Here is a 21,595-nt window from a genome sequence, read left to right on the forward strand (position 1 = left end):
CCCCATTGGGGGCGCGCCCCCCCCCCCCCCCCCCACCCCCCCCCCCCCCCCCCGCCCCCCCCCCCCCCGGGCGGGGGCCCACTTCTTGCTCTGCGGGACTTACTCTGCCGACAGGCCTTCAACGCTTCCGGAGATGAAGTCGAGGAATCCGAAGAGGTCAGCGAAAGCGCCGAGGAAGTCTGAGATGTCGCCGAAACCGATAGTAGGCATTGATATTGCTCCTGTCAGTGATGAACTGTCCGTGATGGCGGGCCACTGGCTGGCTGCCGGGGCTAACACTAGAGCCCTTCCGTTACTTTTACGACACCAAATGTGTCCGGGACGTTACATTTCAGGCCCGCTCGACTGACCTGATATCCACAGGTAACAACCAGTCACGGTGAACAATTTGTCACCATATTGCGCATTCCTGACAAAATTCGAACATGGTTGCCGAGAGCAGTTATCGTGCAGCATCACCGCTGTACCGGTGCGGCAAGAACAGAGGGCTCGACTTCCCCACCCTGAGAGATTCGCCGTCAAAGTCTCTTACTTGCGAATCGATGCCAAATCTCCCCATCCAGGGCACATTGCATCCTGAGCGTGTGCGCAATTTTTCAGCCATAACTTCGGTTAGCGAGATCTTTACGCCGAAAACGACCGTCCCGACGGTCCGCGAGACCGTACCTATCGGTCGTCATGGTGACGCTATTCACACTGATTTGAGGAACTCCCGGCACCGATAACAACCGGATCTCGACACCGATTGGACGTTCGAGGGCACAGTGGAGTTCATGAACCTCACAAAGAAGAAGTCCTGGAGTGAGCTGTCACCCGCGCAACGCCGCGTCGTCGCCGTGCTCGCAACGATTCAGTCCCTGTTGGCGATCGCCGCGTGGACAGACCTGGCGCGACGCCCTGCCAATACGGTCAACGGCAGCAAGAAGAAGTGGGCGGCGATCATCTTCGTCAACTTCTTCGGGCCACTCACCTACTTCCGCCGAGGCCGGATTCAGTCGAAGTAGTCCCAGAACTGCAGCCACTTCACCGACGCGAAGAGCGTCAGAGTCACTGCGTACACCGCAATTACCGCCGCGACGCCGCGCCAGTTGGTGCGGGGAACGGCGCCGTCGACCGGGTCCAGCCAATGACGGAACCATCTCGTGACCGTCGGCATCAGGAACCACGTCATGGCGCCGACGCTGACTATCTGGCTCAACCACATCGACAGCCACGGCGGCGCTCCGATCCCGTCGAGCAGCGGCCCGAGAAACCTCGACAGCGTCATCACCGTCGGATAGAGGACGAGCAGGATGATCATCGCCGTCTTCCAATTCGGCGTCGCGCGAGTCTGCCCGTTCTCCGTACGCAGAATGGTGCCGAACGGTGTCGACCGCGTGGTCTCGGTGAAGTCCTCGGCCAACTCGGCCCGCAGTTTCGGTAGTGCTGCGGCCCTCTCGGGCGACGCCATCCACACCGCCAACTGCTGCTCTGTCCGAAACCGAAGGACGGACTTCCACTGGGTGGAGTCGGTGACCGACCGCAACAACATCACCGACTCGTAGCCGGAGAATCGCGAACTGAGATCGATGAGGTGTCGTTGCGTTCGCAGAAACTCGTTCTCCTTACCCACGACGACGGCGTGGTCGTACACACCGATACCGGGCGGCGGCAGCACGCCGTCGATCAGAACGAGATCACTCGTCTGCGCCAGAATTCCCGTTGCAGCAGCTGATCTTTCGAGATCGCGGCGATCAGTCGACTCCAGCCAACGATGAAGATCGTCGGCACTGTCGAAAGTGACGGACACGCCGTGCGACACCGGTTCCGGTTGATCACTGATGCCACAGCTCAGGTAGCCGTCGAATCGACCGGCGGTCTCGGCCGCACGCTCGACCCACGCCCGGAATCCCGAACTCGTTCGGTGGTACCCGGTGATGGCAGTTGCGGACACGTCAGCCCGATATCCGGCGCCCTTGCACGTACACGTGCGCAATCGCGGGCTCGCGCATCGCCATCAGGAGCCCGAAGAGCGTCTGGTCGCGGGCGAGTATCGGATCATCCGAACGCGTTCCGTAGTTGACGAGCCCGGCGAGCGGCGGCCACCCGGACGGATCGATCACCAGGAAGTCGGCCTCTTTGCCCTCGTCGAAGTTGCCGATCCGGTTCTCCATGTCCAGCGCGCGAGCACCGGCGAGTGTTCCGGTGAACAGCAGTTCGGCAGGGTGCATCGACACTCCGTCGTCTCCGGCTTCGGAGATGTGAACCTTGAAGGCGTCGCCGAGGACTCGGGTGAGCAGGCACTCGTCGCCGCCACCGAAGTCCGATCCGATCGCGATGTTGACCCCTGACGCAACGGTTCGTTTCCACGGCATGGTGCCGGAGCCGAGAAACTGCTGGGACGTAGGGCAATGTGCGATCGAGGTTCCGGTCTCGGCCATTCGTGCGAGTTCGGAGTCCTGGCAGTGCACCGAGTGCGCGAGTATCGCGCGTGGACCCAGGAAGCTCTTTCCGCCGACCTGTGAGCCGGGGAGGAACTTGCCGTCGTACGTGTCGAGATAGGTCTCGACCTCGTACTCGGCGAGTGTGGTCGCCACCTCGCCGGTTCCGGGCCGATTGTTCTCGTTGAGATGACTGTGGAAGTAGACGCCCCGGTCACGGACGGAGTCGTACAACTCCCCCAAGTCCTTCAGCGTCCGTGTTGTCACCGCGAGAGAGAAGCGGGGAACCACTGCGACGTGAATGAGCGCAGTGTTCACGTCGCCGGTGTCGGCCGCGTGCCACTTGTCGATCTCCTCGCGGGTGAGTCTGATCGCGTCCTCTTCCGAGGTGATCAGTGCAGCGGCGGAGGCCGGGCCGGTGGTCTGAATCCCGCGTCCGCTGACCACTCGAAGGCCGCGTTCCAGAGTTTCCGAGAACAGGGCGTCCTGCGCGTGCGGGAAGGCCGATCCGAACACCATCGCGGCCGTGGTTCCCGTGGCGATTCGGCGAGCGCAGAAGGCCTCGGCAGCGTGCTGGGCGAATTCCGGATCAGCGAATCTCGATTCGGAGGGAAAGACGCACAGGTCGAGCCACTCGAGGAGTTGGCCGCCGCCGTAGGCGTCGCCGGCGTAGGTCTGCGGGAAATGAATGTGTGCATCGACGAATCCGGGCAGCAGGAAACCCGGTCGGTGGTCGTGAATTTCGCCGCCCGCGAGGTCTCCGGGGAGCGATTCGAATTCTCCGCAGTAGACGATCGTTCCGGCATCGTCGATCGCCAAGACGCCGTCGGGGATCGAGACGAGCGACTGCGCCGCATCCTCTACCGTCGGACGACCGGAGATGTGGAAGACATGGCCTCGATGAAGGTGCGTCACTTACTGAGCAAAGCACAAAACTACCCGGCGCCGCGCGGCGAATGCTGTCCTTTTTGTCAGATATTGGGATCAAGCAAGAGTTGCATGCCAAACAAGAGCCGCAGCCAGCGCACCTGCACCGTTCAACGACCAATGCAGAGCAATCGGCGCAATGAGGCTGCCGCTGCGATGACGAAGCCAGGTGAATACGAGACCGGCCGCAGCGGTGGCGAGAACAGCTCCGAGGATGCCGGCGACCTGGCCGACGACTCCGGTACCGAGAAAGCCGGACAGCCCTTCGTTACCACTGGTCAAACCCATCGACGACGCGATGTGCCACAGTCCGAACATCAGAGAACCGGCAGCGGCGACGCCGCGGAATCCACTGACCCGGTTCAACGTGCCGTGCAGGACGCCACGGAAAGCCAACTCTTCGGGAATGACGGTCTGCAGCGGGATCACGATCATCGACGCGACGATCGCGCCGGAAATTGTGGCGTAGCGATCCGCCATGAAGAAGGGGCGTGTGAGCGGAAGCAACGCGCCGACGGCGACAACGGTCAGGACCAGGCCGACGGCGGCAAGGGCGTACTTCGAACCCCGTCGGAGATCGCGAGGGGACAGCCCCAATTCCGCCCAACCCATTCCCCGGCGCTTGGTGAGCGCCAACAGGACGAGAGCAGAGATGGGTACCGTCGCGATGCTTGCCCAGGCGGTGGTGAAATGCGCGATCAGATTGGTTCCCACCAGCACCACGATCACAACAGCGATATCCACGTATGCATGCATCCGCGGAAAACGAGGAGCGGTCGCTTCGATCTCCACTGGGCCGCCGCTCGTTAGCTGAAAGTTCACTTTGTCCAGTGTACCGGCGCACGAGAACTGCCCGCCACTGTTTGCGAACACGCTCACAGTGACGGGCAGGTCCCGAAACAGCTCTGATCAGGCGCCGAGCGTGCTCGCAAACTTCGGAACGGCGTTGTCGATTGCGTAGGTCAACCCCGGTACCGAGCCACTCGAGAACGCATTGACGAGTGCCGGGTCATCGAGGATCAACAGATGTCCCTCCTGAGCCGACGGGATTGCGCGCAGTAGCGGATCGTTCGCAAACGCACTGCTGTCGAGGAAGATCGGAAACAGCACCGTGAGATCCGCGTCGAACAGGTTCAGGTTCTCGTTGGCGACCGGGATGTAGAAGTTTCCGGTGGCTTTTTCGGTGATCGCCGTCGGGATCGTGAAGCCGAGGCGGGTCATGAAGTCTGCGCGTGCGTCGCCGGGTACGTACGCGCCGTAACCGTCGGAACTGTAGGCGCCGACCGCCGCGGTCTTGCCCGCGAAGTTCGGATTGGCGGCAATCGCGGCGTCGAACTTGGCGTCGAGGCCGTCGAGTAGCGCCTTGCCTTCCGATTCTTTGCCGAGTGCCTTGGCGACGAGTTCGGTCTGCTGCTCGACCGTCGTCCCGTAGGCCGTGGCGAGACCTGGAGGCGGCCCGACCGTCGGCGCGATGGCACTGAGCTTGTCGTAGGTGGCCTGCGTGTTGTCGCTTCGCGTCCACAGAATGAGGTCCGGTTCGAGCGCGATGACGTCTTCGACGCTCAAGTCCATCGTTCCGAGGATCTTCGGGTCCGTGGTGAACTCGTCCGCAATCCAGGGTCCGACGCCCTTGCCACCGAACGCCATCCAGTCCGCGACACCGACCGGCTGTGTTCCGAGGGCAAGTGCCGTCTCGGCGTCCGACCAACCGAGCGCAACGACGCGCTGCGGGTTGGCCGGGACCTCGACGTCACCGAACATGGTCGAGACGGTTGCTCCCGCCTCCGCGGGTGCGTCAGCGCTGTCGCTGCTGCAGCCGGCAAGTCCGGCGACGGCGAGCGAGGCCGCCAAGGCGGTGACTGCAATCTTCATTCGAGAGACTTTGATTCGCATGGTTACCAGCACTCCTCCAACGCTCAGCGAGAATTAGGGAAGGCTAGCATCAGCTAACGAAGGCTGTCGCCCATCGGCCAGATCGTGTTCAGGACGCCTCTGCTGCCCGTTCGAGCTCCGCGATGTCGATCTTCTTCATCTTCATCATCGCGTCCGTGGCGCGTTGCGCCTTGGCCCGATCCGGATCCTTCATCAGTTCGAGAAGACGATTCGGGACTACCTGCCAGGACAATCCGAACTTGTCCTTGGCCCAGCCGCACGGGCCCTCTTCCCCACCCTCGGTCAGCCGGGACCAGTAGTGATCGACCTCAGCCTGATCGACGCACGGAATCTCGAAAGACACTGCTTCCGAGAACGTGAACATCGGCCCGCCGTTCAATCCGGTGAATCGCTGACCGCCGAGTTCGAAGCTGACGGTCATCACCGAGCCTGCCGGCATTCCGGAGGGCGATCCCTCGACGTACCGTTCGATTCCGAGTATCTGCCCGGAACCGAACACCGAGATGTAGAAGTTGGCTGCTTCTTCTGCTTGGTTGTCGAACCACAAACAGGGAGTGATGGAAGGCATGTTCTGTCCTTGTCGGAGAGGTTACGAAACAGGTGTACAGGGTTATAGACCCGACCCGAAACGAAAACTCATCGCCAGGAACTGCTCAAGCGGACAACGCAGATTCGAGCATCGGCCAGGAACGAACGAGTTCGTCGCGCCAGTACGGCCAACCGTGCGTCCCCACCGGCTGAGCGCTGCGGGTGACATCGACTCCGCGATCACGCAACACCTGAGTGATCTGGTCGGTGCACAGGTTCGATCCCAGTTCCATGACCCCGCCGACGACCAGTACCCGGCCCAGGGCAGGAGTATCGAGAGTTTCGTGCGGACCTGGTAGTCCCGATCCCGAGGCGAGATACACCTTGGTGCCGCGCAGCTTGTCGGCATTGGCGAAAATGTCGTGCTCTTGCCAAGCCTCGCTGCCGGCCGGACCCCACATCTGCTCCGAACGGGCATTTCCGTTGATGACCACGAGATCGGTCAACGCCTTGCCGAATCCTCCGACGGTTGTGTAGCAGCCGCTGTAGCCCGCGACCGCGTCGTACAACCCGGCCGAGCGTTGGGCCAGGATCAGAGCGGCTTCTGCACCCATCGAGATCCCGCCGATTGCGTTGTGCCCGTTGGTGGCGAACCTCGTGTCGATCAGTGGGGGAAGCTCTTTCGTCAGGAACGTCTCCCACTTCAGACGACCGAATTTCGGGTGGTCTTCCTGCCAATCGGTGTACATGGTGCCGGTTCCACCGATGGGGAGTACGACGTTCACATTCTTGTCGGCAAAGAACGGGACGATATCGCCGTTAGCCGGGGCCAACCAGTTGTTCTCCTCGATCTGCCCGGAATTGCCGTCCAGGAGATACAGCGTCCCGCGCGGTTCCGAGCGGTCGGCAGGAAGCAGCACTTTCACCGCCATGGTGCGCCCCATGGCGGGACTCGCGACGTCGAGAAGAACCAAGCGCGAAGACAGTTCGGTGACACTCGTTATCTTCGGGGTCTCGTCGGCGAGCGCGGTCGAGGGCAACGCAAGTAGTGAAATCAAGGCGAGCGCGCCGACCAGAACGACGCGTCGAAGGCTTGCTCGATGGGGCCTCACACGCCGAGCGACGCGGCGATCATCGGCCACGAGTCGTGTAAGTCGTCTTCCCAGTATCCCCATGAATGCGTTCCTGCCGGCTTGAAGTTGTAGCGAATGTTGTTCATAACCAATGCGTTCGTCCTGTCCGCAAGCTGGGTGGTGCAGTAGTGAGTTGCCGCCTCGATTCCGCCACCGAGAACAAGTTGCAACGCCAAATCTGTGACGTCGTTGTCGATCCGCGGATCGGCAAGTGTGTCGTACGGACCCGGAATTCCGGTTGCTGTTGTGATGTACATAGGGACTCGAGGTAGCTTGTCCGCGTTGACAACCGGATCGTGAGCCGGCCAACCCGGACCATCGTACGGACCCCACATGTTTTCCGCGTCACCCCCACCCACGGCGACCACGAGTTTCACGAAGTTCTGCCCGATGCCCGGACTCGTCATCGCGCACCCGCTGAAGGACCCGACACTGTTGTACAGCGCGGGCGCCGCCATAGCCAGATCCAGTACCGACGTGCCTGCCATCGACAGGCCTGCCAGTGCGTTCTCGCCGGTCGTCGCGAACATTGAATCAATGACTGGCGGTAGTTCTTCCGTCAGGAACGTGGTCCACATGTTGACCCCGTTGTTGTTGCCGGATTTCGCGAGGCCGGGGTCCGGCCGCTCCCAATCGGTGTAATAGCTGAATGCTCCACCGAGAGGCGTGACCACGTTGACGTGCTTGTCCGCGAAGAACTTCGGTGCGTCGGTCCGCACCGACCACGTCGCGTCGTCTTTTCCTCCGTCTACTCCGTTGAGTAGGTAGAGCGTCGGAGCAGGCGTCGAAGTATCAGCCGGCCGCAAGACCTGCAACGGAATGTCGCGCCCCATCGACTGTGAGTACACCGAGATGTCGACCAGCCTGCTGTCCGCCGACTGAGCGTGACCCGGTGCGGTGAGGAGCTGGAGCCCACACACTGCCGTGGCCAACGCCACGAAGACACGGAAAACCGTTCGTAACGCACGAGTCTCGATCATCCGGGTCACTCTCTTCGGCAGCGGAACCTTTCGAACGGTACCGCCTGAACAGGCAAACCCGACGTGATCGGAAATACTCGATCCGGTCGACACGGAAAGGCTCACGCACCGAGTGCGTGAGCCTTTCTCGTCAGACGACGCTTACTTGGGCGTAACCGTGCCGCCGCTGAGCGTGGTCAGTGCGTCGACGAGACGCTGACCGAGGTTGTTGACGCTTCCGATGGCTTCACCGAGAGATCCCATGAGTTTCCTCCTGCAGTTTGTCGAAATTGAAGTAACTACACCCGGAGCGGGCGTGGCAATGTCGCGCTGAATTAGGGGGTGGGGTCCTTGGAGATGGTCTCTACCGATCCCATGAAGGTCTTGAGCAGACCGTCAGCGCTGAACAGTGATCCCAGGCCCTGAACAACAGCGCCGAGAATTCCTTCCATTGAACCCATGTGAATCTCCTTGAGAGGTCAGAGGTCAGCTGCCAAAAGCACCCGACAGTGCTGTGACAGCTGCGTCACATCTGTAATGTATCCGTGACGTGGGTAACGGTAATCATACGAACGACCAGTTGGCAAAGGATTCCGACAATGGGGTCATTATTTCGACTAATAAGGTCTGCTACTGAAAAAATTCCGGCCAATCGGTCGAATTTGACCAATTCTGTCGCCGCATTGATCAACCGCCCCAAATCCTGCGGTTACCCACCAGTAAACTGAAATCATGTCTAGCGCAACCTCACTCACGCAGGTAGCTAATTTCCGGTGGCACCGCCATCAACTCGACCGAGCGGTTGTCGGTGACGCCGATCACAGCGATTGCAGCATTCTCGATCTCGGGATTCAGAACACCGGACCTGACGGAGCCGCCTGGGCCCTGCGGATCCGCGGCGTCCGCGTCGACGCCACTGAGCTCGCTCTTGCCTGGACGTTGCGCGGAGCCCCCCACTATTACCGTCGGGGCGACCTGCCTGCCGTCGCCGTCGCCACGTCGCCGTTCAGCGAAGCCGATGCAGCCAAGCGCATTTACGACGCGAATCGGCCCCTGAAGGCCGCCGGCATCCCGACGCTGACTGCCCTGCAAACAGTTGCTGCTGCGATGCGGGACATCGTCTCGAAACCAACCGTCAAGGGCGAGATGTCCGCGCAATTGACCACGCGGGTCACCGAGCCCTATCTGAGATTCTGCCGCCCGTGCAATGCCACTCATCTGTACGAAATGCCGTTCCGGCTCGCGGCACTCCAGGCAGGCCTCGAGCTACAGCCGGACACATCTCCCCCAGTGCTCGAACGCATTCCGGGTTGGCGCCGACGCCCATTCAGCGCCACGGGCGCAGACGCAGATTCCCGCTTCGACGTGATCCGGGGTTATCTGCGGTTCTACGGCCCCGCGACTCCTGCTCACGTCGCGTCGTTTCTCGATGCTCCGGTCAGGGACGTCAAAGCCCACTGGCCCGTCGATGCCGAGGAGATCGAGGTAAACGGCGAGAAGCGGTGGATTCTCGAACAGGACCGCGAAGACTTGTTCGGCTCCCCCACCGATTCGAGTACGCGCTTGCTCGGGCCTTTCGATCCGTATGTACAGCTCAAGGATCGGGAGACCCTGGTTCCCGATCCGACCGCCCAGAAGACGGTGTGGCCGACCCTCGGGCGACCGGGCACGGTGGTGGTCGGTGGCACGATCACCGGATTGTGGCGACCACGAGCATCCGGAAAGAAGCTGAAGGTCGCGATCACCCCGTGGGGAACGTGGTCACGATCGGCCCGCGCAGCAGTGGCCGAGCAGGCCGAAATACTTGCCGAATTTCGCGGCGTCGAGCTCTCCGAACTGGTCGAAGTATCTTGATCGAGCCAGTGGCATCCGGATAATTCCAGCTCACACCCGCCCCGATTCGGAGAAGGAAACCCCCAACGATAACCTGAATGCGACCTTCGCACGCACCCTTGTTCAGGAGAGATGATGGCCGACTTCCTCTATGAGGACCTGTTGCCGATCGGTGATGACACCACCGAGTACCGATTGCTCACCACCGAAGGGGTGTCGACAGTCGAGGGACCGGACGGCCGCACCTTCCTGCAGGTCGAGCCGGAAGCGATGCGCTTGCTGACTGAAACGGCGCTGCACGACATCTCTCATTACCTGCGCACGGATCACCTGACGCAACTCGCGAGCATCCTCGACGATCCCGAAGCGTCGAACAACGACAAGTTCGTCGCGCTCGATCTGCTCAAGAACGCCAATATCGCCGCTGCCGGCGTTCTGCCGATGTGCCAGGACACCGGAACCGCCATCGTCATGGGCAAGCGTGGACAGCATGTGCTCACCCCCGGCGACGACGAGAAGTCCATTGCCCGCGGTGTCTACGACGCCTACACGCGTCTGAACCTGCGCTACTCGCAGAACGCCCCCATCACGATGTGGGACGAGAAGAACACTGGCAACAACTTGCCCGCGCAGATCGAGCTGTACGCCGATACTGCTGCCGGACATGAGAACTCGTACAAGTTCCTCTTCATGGCCAAGGGCGGCGGAAGCGCCAACAAGTCCTACCTGTACCAGGAAACCAAAGCGATCCTGAACCCCGACTCGATGATGCAGTTCCTCGAGGCGAAGATCCGCTCACTCGGCACCGCGGCCTGCCCGCCGTACCACCTCGCGATCGTCGTCGGCGGTACCTCGGCCGAGTTCGCGATGAAGACGGCCAAGTACGCGTCCGCGCACTACCTCGACGAATTGCCCACCGAAGGCGCCATCACGGGCCGCGGCTTCCGCGATCACGAACTCGAGAAGAAGGTCTTCGAGCTCACGCAGAAGATCGGCATCGGCGCACAGTTCGGCGGTAAGTACTTCTGCCACGACGTCCGCGTCGTTCGACTCCCCCGCCACGGCGCTTCGTTGCCCGTCGCCATTGCGGTGTCCTGCTCGGCAGATCGACAGGCGAAGGCCAAGATCACCCCGGAGGGCGTGTTCCTGGAACAGCTCGAATTCAACCCGGGCCGTTTCCTGCCCGAGGTCACGGACGCTCAGCTCGACGAAGAGACGGATGGCATTTCGGGTACCGGCAAGGGCGCTGCGGTCAAGATCGATCTGACCAAGCCGATGTCGGAGATCCTGGCCGAGCTCTCCAAGCACCCGGTGAAGACTCGTCTCTCCTTGACCGGTCCGCTCGTCGTGGCACGCGACATCGCGCACGCCAAGATCAAGGAACGCCTCGACGCAGGCGAAGAGATGCCGCAGTATCTCAAGGATCACCCGGTGTACTACGCCGGCCCCGCCAAGACGCCCGACGGCATGGCGTCCGGTTCGTTCGGCCCGACCACGGCCGGCCGTATGGACTCGTACGTCGAGCAGTTCCAGGCCGCCGGTGGCTCGATGATCATGCTGGCCAAGGGAAACCGCTCCAAGCAGGTCACCGACGCCTGCAACTCGCACGGCGGTTTCTACCTCGGGTCGATCGGTGGACCGGCCGCTCGCCTGGCGCTCGACTGCATCAAGAAGGTCGACATCCTCGAGTACGCCGAACTCGGGATGGAAGCCGTCTGGAAGATCGACGTCGAGGACTTCCCCGCCTTCATCGTCGTCGACGACAAGGGCAACGACTTCTTTGCGCACACCGGTGAAGTGACCCTGACGATCGGCAAGCGTCCAGGCCTGTAGACACGTCAACAGCAAAGAGCCCCGGCGAGTTTCGATCGCCGGGGCTCTTTTGTGTCTTTGTCAGGTCCAGAGCGCGGCCACGAAGACGGTCACGATCGACAACCCGCCGACGACGTGTACCAGATTCGGATTGGGCTGGCCCTTCTTCTGCTTCGCCCGGGTGATCTCGGCAAGCGCCACGATGACCAGCGAAAGCACCAGCTTCACAGCGATCTTCGCGTGAATGTAGTTCTTGTCCAGGGCGCCTTCGCCCAACCCGACGATGATCAGGCCGGACACGAACTGCATCCTGGCACCCCACACCATGACCTCGGTGATCGAAGGAGCCTTGAGGACGGTGAAGTAGCTACCGACCAGGGCAGCCATGCCGAGTAGGTGAATCACTACAAAGACGTTGTATAGAACAGACATACAAGCACTTTAACTTGTACCTTGTTCTGGCCGAACGGAACTGCGACTTCTCTCAGAGAATTCCGGCTTCGGATGCGGCGGAACGATATTTCGCTGCCAAGGTGTCCACCGTCTCGTGTGCGTTGAGACCACTGGGATTGGGCACGATCCACAGTCTTGCCCCCTCGAAATCACGGTCCTGACGCCCGGCCTTCGCCTTCTTGTCACCGAAAGCTGTTCGATAGGCGGTGATCCCGGCGAAGGCAACGACTACTGGATTGGTTGCGCGCACGATGTTTCGGACCCGAACTCCGCCAGTTGCGAGTTCCTCCGACGTCAATTCATCGGCGCGCGCAGTTGCCCGCACCGCCAAATTGGTGATGCCCACTCCCCGATCGATCAGATGCTGTGTGTCAGCGTCCGACATACCCGCGGAAGGATCGATCGCATGCTCGATTATGCCTGCCCGCAGCAGTGCCGGATAGAACCGATTACCCGGTCTGGCGAAATGCGCGCCGGTCGCCGCCGTCCACAGTCCCGGATTGATACCGACGAACAACAGCCGGCAATCCGGCCCGATCAGATCCTCGATCTCGGCGTCTCGGAACGATTCCAGTTCGGCGCGCGTGAATCCCATGCAGCCAGTACATCAGGCCGTCACGACAGCGCTTCGCGCACCTCGTCGATCGCGTCGTGCATCATCTGCTCGTACACATCGATGTCCGGAATCGAGGCCGGACTGCTGGTGATGCTGATCGTCACAGTGTCCCCGATCCCGTGTACGCCGTGGGTCAACGACATGACCGGCGACAAACTCGGGAAGCCCGCTGTGAACCGAACGACGCCGCCTCCGAGCACCAGATCCGCGTCACCGCGCGCGACACTCGACACCACGGTGTTTCCAGTGACCTCGTCGGGTACTGCCGTGAAATCGTATTGCTGCACGCCCCAACGGACCAGCGGGCCGGGAACCGCGTTCAGCGCGAGATCCGACGCTGCGCTGGATGGATGGGACGCACGTGCGCGACGCTCGTCCATCGACTCCCTGATCAATTGGGCTCGCTCACGAAGATCATCGACTTCCGGGAACAGCCCGACACCTGCATTGCGGAAGTGATTGCGCGCCGTGGGTGTACCTGCCTTGGCGATGGTCACCTCAGCTCCCAATTCGGGCGGTACCGAGCCGTCTCGCTCGGTGAGGTAGTTCGCCATCGCTACCGAGATGGCTGTCATCGCTCCGACTGTGACGGATACGCCGTCGCCACGGAAATCTGCGCTGTCCCGCACGACCATGCGCACCAGTCGGTGCGGTCCGGGAGGGATGTTCGAGCGCACCTTGGGACGGCTCGCCGCCTGCGGCGCAACAACTCCCGATTCGGTGTCCGCCTGCAGCTGTAACTGCGCGCGGTGCCCCGCCCGGCCGTCGCGGAACAGCGAAACAAGTTGGCCCGGAAGGCGCAGGGCGGCGCGGCCCAGAATCTCGGCTGATCCGCTACGCCGCACGTCCGTCTTCTGCTTCGCGGGCGGTTGCGGCGAGAACAGCTGGCGAGCAATCGCCGACGCGCGTTTGCCGTCCGCCAGAGAATGAGCGACCTGCAGAACTGCGATCAGCGCCGGGCCACTGCAGCGCGGCACGCCGGTGACGCCGTGAAACAGGTGCAGCGTCCACGGGGACTCGCGCGGGTCGACGTGGTTCTCGAGTAGTTTCTCGATTCCGTGAATGCACGAGAGCCACGAGTTTTCGGGCAGCTCATGCACTCTCACCAAGGAGGCGTCGACCGGCATGGGCTCCCACACCGGATAGTCGAGGTGCCACGGTGATTCACGAATCCGAACATTGAGATCCGGAACGAGCGACGCTCTTTCCACCACCGAGCGTCGTAGCTCGTCCATGTGCTGGCTCTGCCCGTCGAAACAGTAGAGCAGCAACTGATCGTTCGGGATCTTCTCCGAAATCCAGAAGGTTTGGGCATCGGTGGGCGTCATCCGTAACACCGGGAGACGGTACCACCGGCTTGTCAGCTCTTTTCTGCAGCAGCTTTCAGCTGGGACAGGCCCTTCTCGAAATCCTTTCCGACAAGCTTGTCCATGCTGAAGATGAAACCGAAGATCTTGAAGAACAGATTCTTCTTTCCGGTCATCTTCCACGTCACCTGAACTTCACCGGAATTCGGCGAGATGAGAAACGTGGTGACGTTCTGCGCCTTGAACGGCTTGAGGAAGGCCAGGTCCAAAACTACTCGTTCATTCGGGACGGATTCGGTGATCACCATCGAACCGGAGCCCGCCTTCTTGTTTCCCGCCCAGGCGTACGAAGCCCCGACGCCCGCGTCAGGCCCCGCGTACGTACGCTGCATCGCCGGGTCGAGACCTTCCCACGGCGACCACTGAGTCCACTGATGGAAATCGTTGATCAACGCGAAGACGACCGGTGCTTCTGCCTTGACGATCTTCGTACGTTCTACCAGGAATTCGTTGGAATTCTGCGAAGCCATCGTCGATCTCCAATTCTCGGGCGTGACAAGTGTTCGGAATTATCCACGGTCGACGAGATCGGAGCGAGTCGACACTCAGTCCCGCAGGCACAGGCAGAAATAGTGACCGACCGGGTCGCGGTACACGCGGAAAGTCTGATGCTCCGGAATGTCGGTCACCCGCTGCGCTCCAAGGTTCGTCACCCAAGCCTCGGCGGGGTCGAGAGAATCCACGAACAGATCCAGATGGATCCCGACACCGGAGGTCGGCCAGTCCACCGGAACAAAATCCGGAGCGAGCTGAAACGCGAGCCGCTCCCCGCCGGGCCCTTCGATCACGTGCCAATCATCCTCGTCGCGAACACTTTTCCACTCGAGGACCTGGACGTAGAAGTTGGCCAATGCAGCCGGATCCGGGCAGTCCAGGACTGCGTAGTCCATACCGATGTTCGGGCGCGTCACTGTGCCTTCTTCTCCTGAACTTTCTTACGCACGAACAACAACGGAAGAACCAACGTCGCAACGGCGGTTACCAGCCACACGACGACGGTTCCCAGAATCCACGTCGAGACACCGGAGATCGACAGATTGGAGAAGAGCGACGCCACCAACAGCGCGACAAATGTCGACACCAATCCGATTCCGCCGAGAAATGCCGGTGCATGGCGCTTTGCCACCGTGGCGATGAACGGCGCCAGGACCGACTGCGCAATCGCAAAGATCACGACCGCAACGATGAATCCGGATGTGGGCGCCGAGAAGCCCGAAAGAATCAACGACGCAACTAGAAGCCCGACAGCGGCAGAACCCAGGAAGATCGCGGCGCGAATCAGGAAGCTGATCATTTGTTGATCCTATATGTCGGATATCGAGGAGAACAGATATTCACAATCCCAGAGATTCCTGCACCTCTCGCAATGTCCGGGCAGAAGATCGGAGCCCCGAAGCCTCTCTTTCCGATAGCGGTACTTCGAGGACTCGGCCGGCACCAGCACGACCAACCATCGTGGGAAGGGACAGGCAAACGTGCTCGAGTCCGTGGACGCCGCTCTGCAAAGTCGACACCGGCAGAACCCGTTGTTCGTCCCGCAACACGACTTCCGCGATGAATGCGCTCGACAATCCGATGGCGAGGTTGGTCGCACCCTTACCCTCGATGATCTCGTAAGCACTCTCGACTACAGACTTCGCTACTTTCGCGCGTAGGTCGGGGCCGAGGACGCCACCCGACGGTCCCACGAACGAGGTTGCCGGCACTCCGCCGATGGTTGCGCTCGACCAGAGCGGAATCTCGGAATCCCCGTGCTCGCCCACGATGAAGGCATGAACGTTCTCCACCGCGACTCCGAGTTCGGTAGCCAGCAGGAATCGCAATCGGGCCGTGTCCAGCACGGTCCCAGATCCGAAAATTCGGCCGCGGTACGACGGTCCCGCGGCCTGGATCGCTGCGTAGGTCGCCACGTCGACCGGGTTGGTGACGAAGAGAAGGACCGCGTCCGGTGACACCGCAAACAGTTGTTCGGTCAGTGTCTGCGCGATCTTGACGTTCACCGCGGCAAGTTCGAGCCGCGACTGACCGGGATGCTGTTTGGCGCCCGCGGTGACGACGACCAAGTCGGATCCCGCGGTGACCGAGATGTCATCGCCTCCGTCGACAGTGCACGGCGGTGTGAACTGGGTGCCGTGGTTGAGATCGAGAACTTCGGCCCGGACCTTTGCGCTGTTGGTGTCGTAGAGGGCGAGCGCGTCGGCCGATCCGCGTATCAGGCACGCATACGCAATTGCGGTGCCGACGCTTCCCGCACCGACAACGGACAATTTTCGTCTGGATGAACGATTCGGCGTCGTCATGGGTAAATGGTGCTCGCTCGATAACGATTTCGCAGTACAACGGATTGCCAGTCTCTTCTCAGGGTTTGGATGCAGACCTCTCAGAATCGACGTGGATGATCGCTGACATGGCTGAGGTAACCGTTCTTGCAGTTGGCGGCACCGGCGAATCCCACGTCGGCGACCACGGCGCCCGTGTGCGCGGACTCCTCAGTGCCGTCACCGACGAACTCGACAGTCGATTCGATTCTCGCTGGGTCGCTTATCCCGCATCGTACGGTCCGGTCGCCGACGGCGGCCTGAGCTTTCGGCACAGCACCGCGATGGGTGTGAAAGCCCTCACCGCCGAAATCGCACAGACAGACGGCCCGGTCATGCTGATCGGATACTCACAGGGATGCACCGTGATCCGCTCGGCACTTCCGACGCTGAACAGCGCCAACGTCATCGGAGTCGGACTGATCTCCGATCCTCAACAACCGGCGGGCGTGATCGTAGGTTGTGAGGGACACGGAGTTGCCGGCGACGGACCCGAGATCCAGCCGTGGATTCCGGTCAAGTGGATCGGGCACCCGCAGGACATGATCTGTAATGCCAGCGACGACAGCTACATTCGCGATATCGCAGACTTGACGCGCTGGATGTCCTTCTCGCAGGCACGCGTGTGGGCAGGAAAGGTTTGGGAACTACTTCGTAGCAATGCTTTCCAGAATGCGCAGAAGACTCGTTTCAGTCCCAAACAGTGGCGTACCGATCTACGACGTATTCGCACCGCGTTCCTCGAAGTACTTGGTTACCTGCCGACGAAGTTGAACCTGAACCGATTTCAGCTCAAGAACCCTCGCGGCGGTAGACACATCAGCTACGCGATCGAACCTCTCGACGAGAGCGGACTGACCGGGTGTGAGCTTCTGGCGTCGTGGATGAAGGTCCACGCGAGCGGCGTCGGGCAGCGCATTCACGCGGCCTGACCTTTACCGTTAGTTTACCTAACGAACCCCGGCGAGCCATTCGACGCCTCTACGTTCCTTTCATGCAACTGAGCAGAATATTGTCGTGCGCCGCCGTGACCGTCGCACTCCCCCTCACCGCCCTGGCGGCCCCGGCCGCCGCATCGCCAACCGGCAGTCTCGACTGGTCCGGTTCGTTCGGTAGTTCAGCGCCCCAGCCGGTTTCGACGTTCGACGTCCAAGCCCACCGCGGCGGGCTCGGCCTGTACACGGAAAGCAGCCTGGCCGCGTTCGCGAATGCCCTCGAAATGGGCGTCAGCACACTGGAACTCGATACCCAGATCACCGAGGACGGGATCGCTGTCGTCACGCACGATCGTAAGATCTCGAACAAGAAATGCCTCGACACCGAGCCCGCAACTGCGGGTGACCCGGAGTTCCCGTACGTCGGCAAATTCGTCAACACGCTGAGCCTGCAGCAGATCAAGACCATGGACTGCGGCGCTCTCCCCCCTGCCGGATACCCTGAGCAGCAGAATGTTCCGGGAGCGAAAATGCAGACGCTCGAAGAAGTGCTTGCCCTGGTGAAGTCGTACAACGCACCCGGAATCAAGCTCAACATCGAGACCAAGGTGGAAGCGGGAGCGCCTCACGAGACCGCCCCGCGTGAGCAGTTCGTCTCTGTAGTCCTCGATACGATCCGGGCAGCCGGATTGTTGGACAGCGTCACCATTCAGAGCTTCGACTGGGGCTCGCTCATGCTCACCCGTCAACTCGCGCCGAGTGTCCCCGTCGTTGCGCTCACAAACGGCGACTTTCTCCAGGTAGGCAAGGACGGAGCGTCACCGTGGCTCGGCGGTCTGGACATCGATGATTTCGGTGGCGACGGCATCGCGGCGGTAGCAACCTTTGGTGCCTCCGCCTACTCCCCCGTCCAAGGAACTCCGCAGGGCGGAAAGGTCGGGGATCCCGGTTTCACCCTCTATCCGACAGCCGACATGATCGCGAGCGCACATGCGCGTGGCATGAAGGTCATCCCGTGGACCGTCGATGATCCCGCCACCATGCACGCCCTGATCGACCTCGGTGTCGACGGGATCATCACCGACTACCCCGATCGTCTCCGAGCCGTTCTGGCCGAGCGAGGCATGCCACTACCTGCACCTGCGGTCAAGAAGTAGCCTCCACCGCGCACCGAAGCAGGTACCTGAACAGGTACTACGGCCGATGTCCCCGGGGTCCCGTCGGCCGCATCCTGGACAGGTACTTGCTCGGGTGATCGGAGGTGAATTCTGATGATGTCTTTGAAGGATCAGTTGGACAACTGCGAATACCTACTTGCCGACGCGGAAATGGCCGGCGACTGGAGTGCTGTCCGGCGATTCAGGGAATACCGGCTCAGGCTCGTTCGACAACTGTGCAGGCAAAGGGCCGCCGGCCTCTGCGCCTAGAGGCCCGACCTCAACCGTATCTGAGCTGGTCCCTCTGGGCGGTTACGATCCGCCGTCGCCCGAGTCACAGTCGGGTGCTCTCACCAATTGAGCTACAGAAGGTATGGCCCGCAGTGCTTTTCGACTGCGATCTTTCTCTGCCGAACCATACGGGCCCGCATCTCGTCCGCGCTACTGATTTTCGAGTAGACGATCTACACCGACCACCGCTGTGAGTTCGGTTTCCGCGTCCCCGCGGGGACGTCCCCGTCGAGGCCACACCGAATCACCGCTGACCAGTAGTCGATGGGATGATGACCCGCGTGTCCATGTCCCCACCGCTGCCCGTCAAGAACGGGGTTGGCCCGACGCGCCTACGCATCCCGCTCTCGGGGCCGTGGGCGACGATCGCCGAGTACGTCGTGGCCAAGTTCGACCATCTGGACGCCGAGAACCTGTATCGGCGGTTCGACGACGGCGAGTTCGTGGGTATCGACGGCCAGTCGCTCTGCCGGAGCACAGAACTCAGTGCGCACCGGTTCGTCTGGTACTACCGCGAGTTGCCGGCGGAGGACCCGGTGCCGTTCCACGAGGAGATCCTGCACACCGACGACGATCTCGTCGTCATCGACAAGCCACATTTTCTCCCGACCACTCCGAGCGGGCGATACCTGCGTGAGTCGGCGCTCATCCGCCTGCGGGTTCGTCTCGACAACCCAGATCTGACCCCGATCCATCGACTCGACCGCGGCACCGCAGGGGTGGTGTTGTTCTCGGCCCGCCCCGCGACGCGCGGCGCGTACCAGTCACTGTTCGAGAAGCGTCAGGTCACGAAGGTCTACGAGGCGGTGTCGGCGCGACCGACCCGGCGGGGCCGGGATGCACCAGCGCTCGACGTCCCTCTCGTTTACCGCAACCACATCGAAGCTCGACGCGGCGAGTTGCGAGTCGTCGTCGACGACAGCCGTGAACCCAACTCCGAGACCATGATCGAGGCACGAGGGACGGGCGTGAGTGCCTCCGGACGTGCTGTGCTGCACACGGTTCTACGTCCGCGCTCCGGACGGATGCACCAGTTGCGGGTGCATCTGGCAGCTCTCGGCGCCGGGATCCTGGGCGACCGGCGATACCCCGACCTGCTTCCCGACGCCCCGGACGATCATTCTCTCCCACTCCAATTGCTCGCGAGGGAACTCGAATTCACCGACCCGTTGTCGGGGAAAGCGCGGCGGTTTGTCACCCGTCGGACGCTCAGCGAGATGCCCGTGGGGTGAGGACCAGAAGCCGCGGATTTAGACGTTGAAGCGGAACTCCACCACATCGCCGTCGGCCATGACGTATTCCTTGCCCTCCATGCGGACCTTGCCGGCAGCCTTGGCCGCGGCCATGGAACCCGCCTCGACGAGATCGTCGAAGGACACGATTTCAGCCTTGATGAAGCCACGCTCGAAGTCGGTGTGAATGACGCCGGCAGCCTGGGGCGCGGTGTCACCCTTGTGGATCGTCCAGGCGCGAGCTTCCTTCGGACCAGCCGTCAGGTAGGTCTGCAACCCGAGAGTGTGGAAGCCGGTGCGCGCGAGAGCGTGCAGGCCGGGCTCGGTCTGACCAATGGAGTCGAGCATTTCCTGGCGATCTTCCTCGTCGAGCTCGAGCAGTTCCTGCTCGACCTTCGCGTCGAGGAACACGGCGTCGGCAGGAGCGACGGAAGCGCGCAGTTCCGCGATCTTCGCCTCGTCGGTGAGCACCGACTCGTCGGCGTTGAAGACGTACAGGAAGGGCTTGGTGGTGAGCAGGCTCAGCTCACGCAGCAACGAGAAATCGAGCTTGTCCTTGACGCTGAAGAGCGTCGTGCCCTCGTTGAGGAATGCCTGAGCCTTGAGTGCCTCGTCGTGGGCCGGCTTGAGCTCCTTGTTCTTGCGAGCTTCCTTGTCCAGACGCGGGAGAGCCTTCTCGAGAGTCTGCATGTCGGCGATCACGAGCTCGGTCTCGATGACCTCGATATCGGAGGCCGGGTCGACCTTGCCGTCGACGTGGATGACGTCGTCGTCGGCGAAGACGCGAACTACCTGGCAGATGGCGTCCGCTTCACGGATGTTGGCCAGGAACTTGTTACCCAGGCCTGCGCCCTCGGACGCGCCCTTGACGATGCCGGCAATGTCGACGAACGACACGGTCGCGGGGAGGATGCGCTCGGAGCCGAAGATCTCGGCGAGCTTCTGCAGCCGCGGATCGGGCAGCTCGACCAGACCGACGTTGGGTTCGATGGTCGCGAACGGGTAGTTCGCTGCCAACACGTCGTTGTTGGTCAGTGCATTGAAAAGGGTGGACTTGCCGACGTTGGGCAGTCCGACGATTCCGAGGGTAAGGCTCACGGTCTGTGGATTCTACGGCCTCGCGGCGACGTGACGGGTACTCGCCCCACCGTCACGTCGCGGCAGGTGATCAGTTGTAGGTATACGAATCGACGGACGACACGATCGCAACCAGGAAGATCACGTAGAACGCGATGAACAGCACCCAGCAGATGACGGCTATCAGGAGCGAAATCTGCCCGAGCTTCTTCACCCGCTCGGACGCGTACTGCGCGCCCTGGTGATCGCCCATCGCCCACTTCGGGTAGATGTCGTGGAGATGGTTGAACGCGGCGAACGCGATAGGCCAGAAGAAGATGATCGACGCGACGGCCCATCCCGCGTTGGACTTCGGCGGACCGTACTGAGGCGCCGCGTACGTGGGAGCAGCGCTGTACTGCTGGGCTGCGCTGTACTGCTGACCGGTCGGATACTGCTGTCCGGCTGAGTACTGCGGGTCGGTCGGGTACTGCTGGCCCGTCGGATATTCCTGGCCTGCTGAATATTGCTGACCGGCTGAATACTGCTGGCCCGCCGGATACTGCTGCTCCTTCGGATCCTGCGGGTCGGTCGGATATTGCGGTTCGGTCATCATTCCCCCAAAGAGTCGGATTCGGTTCTCTATCGCAGAACCTAGTGGAGAC

The 21,595-nt window shown here is 61.7% G+C and carries 23 protein-coding genes and 1 tRNA gene; 6 read left to right on the forward strand and 18 right to left on the reverse strand.

Annotated features, from left to right (window positions below; genetic code table 11):
* The first annotated feature begins 773 nt into the window (after window positions 1-773).
* A complete protein-coding gene (locus M1L53_RS30760) occupies window positions 774-1,004 on the forward strand; it encodes a PLD nuclease N-terminal domain-containing protein (RefSeq protein WP_007726301.1) in 231 nt (76 codons plus the stop codon).
* Here M1L53_RS30760 and M1L53_RS30765 read toward each other — a convergent pair.
* From M1L53_RS30765 to M1L53_RS30800, 8 genes are all read right to left on the reverse strand, one after another.
* Window positions 992-1,933: an antibiotic biosynthesis monooxygenase gene (locus M1L53_RS30765; protein WP_007726302.1), complete on the reverse strand. Its 942-nt coding sequence runs from the start codon at window positions 1,931-1,933 to the stop codon at window positions 992-994. The genes M1L53_RS30760 and M1L53_RS30765 overlap by 13 nt on opposite strands.
* Before the next feature lies 1 nt (window position 1,934).
* The gene (locus M1L53_RS30770) at window positions 1,935-3,335 is read right to left on the reverse strand and encodes an amidohydrolase family protein (protein WP_003945240.1); all 1,401 of its coding nucleotides are present in this window, start codon (window positions 3,333-3,335) and stop codon (window positions 1,935-1,937) included.
* 69 nt (window positions 3,336-3,404) lie between these two features.
* Window positions 3,405-4,103, reverse strand: coding sequence for a CPBP family intramembrane glutamic endopeptidase (locus M1L53_RS30775; RefSeq protein WP_051720844.1), 699 nt, complete (start codon window positions 4,101-4,103; stop codon window positions 3,405-3,407).
* Between the two features lie 153 nt (window positions 4,104-4,256).
* On the reverse strand, window positions 4,257-5,219 hold the full coding sequence (locus M1L53_RS30780) for an iron-siderophore ABC transporter substrate-binding protein (protein WP_232319107.1): 963 nt from the start codon (window positions 5,217-5,219) through the stop codon (window positions 4,257-4,259).
* A 109-nt stretch (window positions 5,220-5,328) separates the two neighbouring features.
* Entirely contained in the window at window positions 5,329-5,808 is a 480-nt protein-coding gene (locus M1L53_RS30785; RefSeq protein ID WP_047270334.1) for a VOC family protein, read from the reverse strand.
* An 85-nt stretch (window positions 5,809-5,893) separates the two neighbouring features.
* Window positions 5,894-6,880 carry an alpha/beta hydrolase family protein gene (locus M1L53_RS30790; protein ID WP_232319108.1) on the reverse strand — a complete coding sequence of 329 codons (987 nt, stop codon included), beginning with the start codon at window positions 6,878-6,880 and terminating at the stop codon, window positions 5,894-5,896.
* A complete protein-coding gene (locus M1L53_RS30795; RefSeq protein WP_054188754.1) occupies window positions 6,877-7,881 on the reverse strand; it encodes an alpha/beta hydrolase family protein in 1,005 nt (334 codons plus the stop codon). The genes M1L53_RS30790 and M1L53_RS30795 overlap by 4 nt, the downstream gene beginning before the upstream one ends.
* 314 nt (window positions 7,882-8,195) lie before the next feature.
* The gene (locus M1L53_RS30800; RefSeq protein ID WP_019744544.1) at window positions 8,196-8,321 is read right to left on the reverse strand and encodes a hypothetical protein; all 126 of its coding nucleotides are present in this window, start codon (window positions 8,319-8,321) and stop codon (window positions 8,196-8,198) included.
* Between the two features lie 271 nt (window positions 8,322-8,592).
* On the opposite strand from M1L53_RS30800, the gene M1L53_RS30805 reads away from it, so the two are divergent.
* Together M1L53_RS30805 and M1L53_RS30810 are read left to right on the forward strand one after the other, a co-directional pair.
* Window positions 8,593-9,714 (forward strand): winged helix DNA-binding domain-containing protein, encoded by a 1,122-nt coding sequence (locus tag M1L53_RS30805; RefSeq protein ID WP_054188755.1) that lies wholly within the window; start codon window positions 8,593-8,595, stop codon window positions 9,712-9,714.
* Between the two features lie 114 nt (window positions 9,715-9,828).
* Window positions 9,829-11,526 (forward strand): fumarate hydratase, encoded by a 1,698-nt coding sequence (locus M1L53_RS30810; RefSeq protein WP_007726313.1) that lies wholly within the window; start codon window positions 9,829-9,831, stop codon window positions 11,524-11,526.
* A 60-nt stretch (window positions 11,527-11,586) separates the two neighbouring features.
* Here the strand turns inward: M1L53_RS30810 and M1L53_RS30815 are convergent, their stop codons facing one another.
* The 7 genes from M1L53_RS30815 to M1L53_RS30845 all read right to left on the reverse strand — a co-directional run bounded on the left by M1L53_RS30815 (window position 11,587) and on the right by M1L53_RS30845 (window position 16,241).
* Complete coding sequence (locus M1L53_RS30815) at window positions 11,587-11,937, reverse strand: hypothetical protein (RefSeq protein WP_003945214.1); 351 nt, start codon at window positions 11,935-11,937, stop codon at window positions 11,587-11,589.
* 52 nt (window positions 11,938-11,989) lie between these two features.
* Window positions 11,990-12,553 carry a mismatch-specific DNA-glycosylase gene (locus M1L53_RS30820; protein ID WP_054188756.1) on the reverse strand — a complete coding sequence of 188 codons (564 nt, stop codon included), beginning with the start codon at window positions 12,551-12,553 and terminating at the stop codon, window positions 11,990-11,992.
* A gap of 20 nt (window positions 12,554-12,573) precedes the next feature.
* Window positions 12,574-13,902 carry a WS/DGAT domain-containing protein gene (locus M1L53_RS30825; RefSeq protein WP_054188757.1) on the reverse strand — a complete coding sequence of 443 codons (1,329 nt, stop codon included), beginning with the start codon at window positions 13,900-13,902 and terminating at the stop codon, window positions 12,574-12,576.
* A 32-nt stretch (window positions 13,903-13,934) separates the two neighbouring features.
* Window positions 13,935-14,411 (reverse strand): SRPBCC family protein, encoded by a 477-nt coding sequence (locus M1L53_RS30830; protein WP_030536240.1) that lies wholly within the window; start codon window positions 14,409-14,411, stop codon window positions 13,935-13,937.
* Window positions 14,412-14,486: 75 nt separating this feature from the next.
* Window positions 14,487-14,852 (reverse strand): VOC family protein, encoded by a 366-nt coding sequence (locus M1L53_RS30835; protein WP_007726323.1) that lies wholly within the window; start codon window positions 14,850-14,852, stop codon window positions 14,487-14,489.
* Window positions 14,849-15,235, reverse strand: coding sequence for a phage holin family protein (locus M1L53_RS30840; protein ID WP_003945275.1), 387 nt, complete (start codon window positions 15,233-15,235; stop codon window positions 14,849-14,851). The genes M1L53_RS30835 and M1L53_RS30840 overlap by 4 nt, the downstream gene beginning before the upstream one ends.
* Before the next feature lie 40 nt (window positions 15,236-15,275).
* The gene (locus tag M1L53_RS30845) at window positions 15,276-16,241 is read right to left on the reverse strand and encodes an L-lactate dehydrogenase (RefSeq protein WP_054188758.1); all 966 of its coding nucleotides are present in this window, start codon (window positions 16,239-16,241) and stop codon (window positions 15,276-15,278) included.
* A gap of 107 nt (window positions 16,242-16,348) precedes the next feature.
* Between M1L53_RS30845 and M1L53_RS30850 the strand changes: the two genes are divergently transcribed.
* Both M1L53_RS30850 and M1L53_RS30855 read left to right on the forward strand, forming a co-directional pair.
* A complete protein-coding gene (locus tag M1L53_RS30850) occupies window positions 16,349-17,191 on the forward strand; it encodes a PE-PPE domain-containing protein (RefSeq protein WP_054188948.1) in 843 nt (280 codons plus the stop codon).
* A gap of 62 nt (window positions 17,192-17,253) precedes the next feature.
* The gene (locus M1L53_RS30855) at window positions 17,254-18,351 is read left to right on the forward strand and encodes a glycerophosphodiester phosphodiesterase family protein (RefSeq protein ID WP_185744469.1); all 1,098 of its coding nucleotides are present in this window, start codon (window positions 17,254-17,256) and stop codon (window positions 18,349-18,351) included.
* A gap of 296 nt (window positions 18,352-18,647) precedes the next feature.
* On the opposite strand, the gene M1L53_RS30860 is transcribed toward M1L53_RS30855, so the two are convergent.
* Window positions 18,648-18,723 (reverse strand) — tRNA-His (locus M1L53_RS30860).
* Window positions 18,724-18,911: 188 nt separating this feature from the next.
* Here M1L53_RS30860 and M1L53_RS30865 point away from each other — a divergent pair.
* Entirely contained in the window at window positions 18,912-19,874 is a 963-nt protein-coding gene (locus tag M1L53_RS30865) for a pseudouridine synthase (RefSeq protein WP_054188759.1), read from the forward strand.
* 18 nt (window positions 19,875-19,892) lie between these two features.
* Here M1L53_RS30865 and ychF read toward each other — a convergent pair whose 3' ends face one another.
* A complete protein-coding gene (gene ychF / locus M1L53_RS30870) occupies window positions 19,893-20,972 on the reverse strand; it encodes a redox-regulated ATPase YchF (protein ID WP_054188760.1) in 1,080 nt (359 codons plus the stop codon).
* 70 nt (window positions 20,973-21,042) lie between these two features.
* A complete protein-coding gene (locus tag M1L53_RS30875) occupies window positions 21,043-21,546 on the reverse strand; it encodes a CD225/dispanin family protein (protein ID WP_030536246.1) in 504 nt (167 codons plus the stop codon).
* Window positions 21,547-21,595 lie beyond the last annotated feature (49 nt).

Origin of the sequence: Rhodococcus sp. T9N (assembly GCF_024436645.1) — a bacterium.
GTDB classification, from domain to species: Bacteria; Actinomycetota; Actinomycetes; order Mycobacteriales; family Mycobacteriaceae; genus Rhodococcus_F; species Rhodococcus_F qingshengii.

Excerpts from the sequence above, each read along its gene's own strand:
- M1L53_RS30830 (WP_030536240.1), bottom strand. The coding sequence starts at position 14,411 with ATGGCTTCGCAGAATTCCAACGAATTCCTGGTAGAACGTACGAAGATC.
- M1L53_RS30760 (WP_007726301.1), top strand. The coding sequence starts at position 774 with ATGAACCTCACAAAGAAGAAGTCCTGGAGTGAGCTGTCACCCGCGCAA.
- M1L53_RS30865 (WP_054188759.1), top strand. The coding sequence starts at position 18,912 with ATGATGACCCGCGTGTCCATGTCCCCACCGCTGCCCGTCAAGAACGGG.
- M1L53_RS30795 (WP_054188754.1), bottom strand. The coding sequence starts at position 7,881 with ATGATCGAGACTCGTGCGTTACGAACGGTTTTCCGTGTCTTCGTGGCG.
- M1L53_RS30785 (WP_047270334.1), bottom strand. The coding sequence starts at position 5,808 with ATGCCTTCCATCACTCCCTGTTTGTGGTTCGACAACCAAGCAGAAGAA.
- M1L53_RS30850 (WP_054188948.1), top strand. The coding sequence starts at position 16,349 with ATGGCTGAGGTAACCGTTCTTGCAGTTGGCGGCACCGGCGAATCCCAC.
- M1L53_RS30825 (WP_054188757.1), bottom strand. The coding sequence starts at position 13,902 with ATGACGCCCACCGATGCCCAAACCTTCTGGATTTCGGAGAAGATCCCG.
- M1L53_RS30805 (WP_054188755.1), top strand. The coding sequence starts at position 8,593 with ATGTCTAGCGCAACCTCACTCACGCAGGTAGCTAATTTCCGGTGGCAC.
- M1L53_RS30840 (WP_003945275.1), bottom strand. The coding sequence starts at position 15,235 with ATGATCAGCTTCCTGATTCGCGCCGCGATCTTCCTGGGTTCTGCCGCT.
- M1L53_RS30855 (WP_185744469.1), top strand. The coding sequence starts at position 17,254 with ATGCAACTGAGCAGAATATTGTCGTGCGCCGCCGTGACCGTCGCACTC.
- M1L53_RS30815 (WP_003945214.1), bottom strand. The coding sequence starts at position 11,937 with ATGTCTGTTCTATACAACGTCTTTGTAGTGATTCACCTACTCGGCATG.
- M1L53_RS30845 (WP_054188758.1), bottom strand. The coding sequence starts at position 16,241 with ATGACGACGCCGAATCGTTCATCCAGACGAAAATTGTCCGTTGTCGGT.
- M1L53_RS30875 (WP_030536246.1), bottom strand. The coding sequence starts at position 21,546 with ATGATGACCGAACCGCAATATCCGACCGACCCGCAGGATCCGAAGGAG.
- M1L53_RS30800 (WP_019744544.1), bottom strand. The coding sequence starts at position 8,321 with ATGGGTTCAATGGAAGGAATTCTCGGCGCTGTTGTTCAGGGCCTGGGA.
- M1L53_RS30820 (WP_054188756.1), bottom strand. The coding sequence starts at position 12,553 with ATGGGATTCACGCGCGCCGAACTGGAATCGTTCCGAGACGCCGAGATC.
- M1L53_RS30780 (WP_232319107.1), bottom strand. The coding sequence starts at position 5,219 with ATGAAGATTGCAGTCACCGCCTTGGCGGCCTCGCTCGCCGTCGCCGGA.
- M1L53_RS30775 (WP_051720844.1), bottom strand. The coding sequence starts at position 4,103 with ATGCATGCATACGTGGATATCGCTGTTGTGATCGTGGTGCTGGTGGGA.
- M1L53_RS30810 (WP_007726313.1), top strand. The coding sequence starts at position 9,829 with ATGGCCGACTTCCTCTATGAGGACCTGTTGCCGATCGGTGATGACACC.